The following is a 3,537-nucleotide window of genomic DNA, read 5'->3' on the forward strand; positions in this document are numbered from 1 at the left end:
CAGCAATCGCGTTTCGACATCTGCCACTGCCGGGTGTGCGAACGCCCGTTCGCCGTGCAAAAAGAGATCGACTACGCCATCGCGCTGCTTAAGCACAACGGCGACACCCGCGCCGAGCTGCATCGCGAAAGCTTTGAGACCTGCCCGGAGTGCAAACGCCAGAAGTGCCTGGTACCGTCCGACCGTATTGAACTGACTCGCCATATGAGAGAGGCCAGCTGATGAGCAATTTATTAGGCCCGCGCGACGACAACGGCATTCCGATGCCGATGACGGTGGATGAATCCATCGCCAGCATGAAAACCGCGTTGCTGAAGAAAATTAAGCGCTCCGCCTACGTCTACCGCGTCGACTGCGGCGGCTGCAATGGCTGCGAAATCGAGATTTTCGCCACCCTGTCGCCGCTGTTTGACGCCGAGCGTTTTGGGATCAAAGTGGTCCCTTCGCCGCGCCACGCCGATATTCTGCTGTTCACCGGAGCGGTGACCCGCGCGATGCGTTCGCCTGCATTACGCGCCTGGCAGTCCGCGCCGGACCCGAAAATTTGTATCTCCTACGGCGCATGCGGCAACAGCGGTGGCATCTTCCATGACCTCTACTGCGTGTGGGGCGGGACCGACAAAATCGTGCCGGTGGATGTCTATATTCCCGGCTGCCCGCCGACGCCTGCCGCAACGCTGTATGGCTTCGCGATGGCGCTGGGCCTGCTGGAGCAGAAAATCCACGCTCGCCTGCCGGGCGAACAGGACGAACAAGCGGCTGAAATTCTTCACCCGGACATGGTGCAGCCGCTGCGTGTGCGTATCGACCGCGAAGCGCGCCGCCTGGCGGGCTACCGCTACGGTCGCCAGATTGCCGACGACTACATGCGCCTGCTCGGACAGGGTGATAATCAGGTGGTGCGCTGGCTGGAGGCGGAGAAAGATCCGCGTCTGACCGAGATCGTCACCCGTCTTAACCAGGTGGTTGAGGGAGCGCGTATCCGATGAGTGAGACGGTGGTGTTCAGTCAGCTGAGCCGTAAATTTATTGATGAGAACGATGCCACGCCCGATCAGGCGCAGCAGGTGGTCTATTACAGCCTGGCGATTGGCCACCACCTCGGCGTGATCGATTGCCTGGAAGCGGCGCTGAGCTGCCCGTGGGAAGCATACCTGGCGTGGATTGCCACTCTCGAAGAAGGCAGCACCGCGCGGCGCAAAATGGAAGGCGTGCCGAAATACGGCGAGATTGTCATCGACAGCAATCATGTGACCATGCTCGCCAACGCCTTCGATAAAGCGCAGGTCAGGCAAACCCCTGAGCAGCAGGCGTGGAGCAAAATTATGCTCAGCATGCTGCATGATATTCACCAGGAAAGCGCCATCTACCTGATGGTGAGGAGGCTTCGTGACTGATGTTTTACTCTGTGTCGGCAACAGCATGATGGGTGACGACGGCGCAGGCCCGCTGCTGGCGGAGATGTGCGCCGCTAACCCGGTTGGCGATTGGGTGGTGATTGACGGCGGCAGCGCCCCGGAAAACGACATCGTCGCTATTCGTGAACTGCGCCCCGAGCGCCTGTTGATCGTCGATGCCACCGATATGGGGCTGAACCCCGGTGAAATCCGCATCGTCGACCCGGACGATATCGCCGAGATGTTTATGATGACCACCCACAATATGCCGCTTAACTATCTTATCGATCAGCTGAAAGAGGATATCGGCGAGGTGATCTTCTTAGGCATTCAGCCGGATATCGTCGGTTTTTATTATCCGATGACCCAGCCGATTAAGGATGCGGTCGAGGTGGTGTATCACAAGCTGAACGGCTGGCAGGGGAACGGTGGGTTTTCGCAGTTGGAGGCGGCGGAAGAGTGAGATTAATGTCGCAGAGTAGATACTCTCCGGCAAAATTCCCTTCAAAAGGCATGGCGGATAAAATTTATTGAAGCTGCCATGCTGACTTTATTTTGAAAAAAGAATTGTACCGTTGGCTTTATACCATAAATAATGCGAGTTGCAGGACGGCAGCAAGGGAATAAATCCCCAGACGCTTACTAAATTAAGTGACTGGGGTGAGTGAACGCAGCTAACGTACATGCAACTTGAAGTATGATAGGGATATTTGTGTGAAAATAACGTGGTGCGATAACGTTTTAGCTTAATAAATACCAAGTCGTCGTAGAACGTATTAAGTATTAACCTGCTCGATAATTAACTTTCCCTGCATCACCGATACTTTTACCATCGTACCTATAGGGAATCCCGCCGCTTCCAGCCAGTCGCCATTGAGATTCAACGATGAATGCTGCTGACCGCGTTGGCTTTGCCGGGTTTTACGCCTGATATAACCCACTTTTAAATGACGAAATGGTTTAGAAACAGGCGATTCTGGTTTGTTTTTTTCTTCTATCATAGTCTTCTCCATATTTTATTTATTTTCCGTTGCGCAAGGGAATGTGGTGAAACTCTATTTTGCGTTTAAAAACTACTGAATAAAATGCCAGTAAAAGAACTGAATGGCAAACCTGAAACTGGAAGCAAGCTCGACAAAATAAAATGCAATAAATGAAACTGGAAACATCAGGTTGTGATTAGCTTGAATAAGATTTTTTGGTTATCCCTTGGTCTTGCAAGCTACATTTTTACCTCCGGTCTCGGGGATTCATGTATGATTGTAAGCAGCAGGGAAGCCAGGGTGGGTAATGGACTATCAAAGATGAAAATCAAGGTCATTAAATATATAAAGCGACTTTTTTGCAAAAATGCTGAGCTGATGGATATTTTTGCCAATGATAATTTTCAAATGTCTATTTCCGAAAGAGATTATCCGCCGTTTATCTCGTTGGCAAAGCAGCAGATCTATGCTGTTTACGCCATTTTTGTTTGTTCGGATCAAAAGCTGTCGCTGATAAAGGAAAATATCGCCGATATATTTAGCGTTGATGCTACTCAGATTATCCAGCAAGGGGTGATTAGTGACGGGCTTGTGCTGGCCCGGTGTGGCTATCGTGACGCAATGGCTATCAGCAACAAGAAAGTATTAACTTATTCATTTGAAAAAGATTTCAATAACAACCTGGTCCGAGTTGTGACAAATTCCGCAGAGTTTGTTCATGCTGTCAAAACATTGCCTGTTTCCCCGCCATTGCCGTGGGATGCTTTTCCGTCGTTGAGACCGCAGGGCTATGGCAGTTTGCAGGGGCGGCTGGCGTTTTGGTGGGAAAATATATGGCGGCCTTTCTGGCATAATCTGGCCCCTGATGAAAAAGATGCTTTTTTGATGCAGTACGATGTGAGTGAAGAGTGGCGGGAATTTATCTTTTGTCATCCGTAGCGTTTGCCATTCCCGGAGGCGATGCTGCGCATCTGTCCGGGCTACCGGTCCGCGGGCGGAGGTGGACTCGTAGCCCGGGCAGGCGCTTTGCGCCGCCCCCGGGGAGGTAATCAGAGGCCAATAATTTTCCCGGAGGCGGTGCTTGGTGTATCTGTCCAGGCTATCGGTCCGCGGGCGGAGGTGGACTCGTAGCCCGGGCAGGCGCTTTGCGCCGCCCCC

At 52.4% G+C, this 3,537-nt stretch carries 5 protein-coding genes and 1 pseudogene; 5 read left to right on the plus strand and 1 reads right to left on the minus strand.

Annotated elements, in window-relative coordinates; translation table 11 throughout:
- The 4 genes and pseudogenes from QVF11_RS15695 to hycI all read left to right on the plus strand — a co-directional run.
- Positions 1-222, plus strand: a pseudogene (locus QVF11_RS15695) (formate hydrogenlyase complex iron-sulfur subunit); the annotation flags it as partial.
- Positions 222-989, plus strand: a complete 768-nt coding sequence (locus QVF11_RS15700; RefSeq protein ID WP_287858138.1) for an NADH-quinone oxidoreductase subunit B family protein — start codon at positions 222-224, stop codon at positions 987-989. The pseudogene QVF11_RS15695 and the gene QVF11_RS15700, both read left to right, overlap by 1 nt.
- Positions 986-1,396, plus strand: coding sequence for a formate hydrogenlyase maturation HycH family protein (locus tag QVF11_RS15705; RefSeq protein ID WP_112213782.1), 411 nt, complete (start codon positions 986-988; stop codon positions 1,394-1,396). Before QVF11_RS15700 ends, QVF11_RS15705 begins: the two co-directional genes overlap by 4 nt.
- Positions 1,389-1,859 (plus strand): hydrogenase maturation peptidase HycI, encoded by a 471-nt coding sequence (gene hycI, locus QVF11_RS15710; RefSeq protein WP_112213781.1) that lies wholly within the window; start codon positions 1,389-1,391, stop codon positions 1,857-1,859. The genes QVF11_RS15705 and hycI overlap by 8 nt, the downstream gene beginning before the upstream one ends.
- 313 nt (positions 1,860-2,172) lie before the next feature.
- Here hycI and QVF11_RS15715 read toward each other — a convergent pair whose 3' ends face one another.
- Entirely contained in the window at positions 2,173-2,397 is a 225-nt protein-coding gene (locus QVF11_RS15715; RefSeq protein WP_112213780.1) for a SymE family type I addiction module toxin, read from the minus strand.
- 255 nt (positions 2,398-2,652) lie between these two features.
- Here QVF11_RS15715 and QVF11_RS15720 point away from each other — a divergent pair, with 255 nt between their 5' ends.
- The gene (locus QVF11_RS15720) at positions 2,653-3,318 is read left to right on the plus strand and encodes a hypothetical protein (protein WP_287858139.1); all 666 of its coding nucleotides are present in this window, start codon (positions 2,653-2,655) and stop codon (positions 3,316-3,318) included.
- Positions 3,319-3,537: the final 219 nt, after the last annotated feature.

Origin of the sequence: Klebsiella sp. (genome assembly GCF_027492335.1) — a bacterium.
GTDB classification, from domain to species: Bacteria; Pseudomonadota; Gammaproteobacteria; order Enterobacterales; family Enterobacteriaceae; genus Klebsiella; species Klebsiella huaxiensis.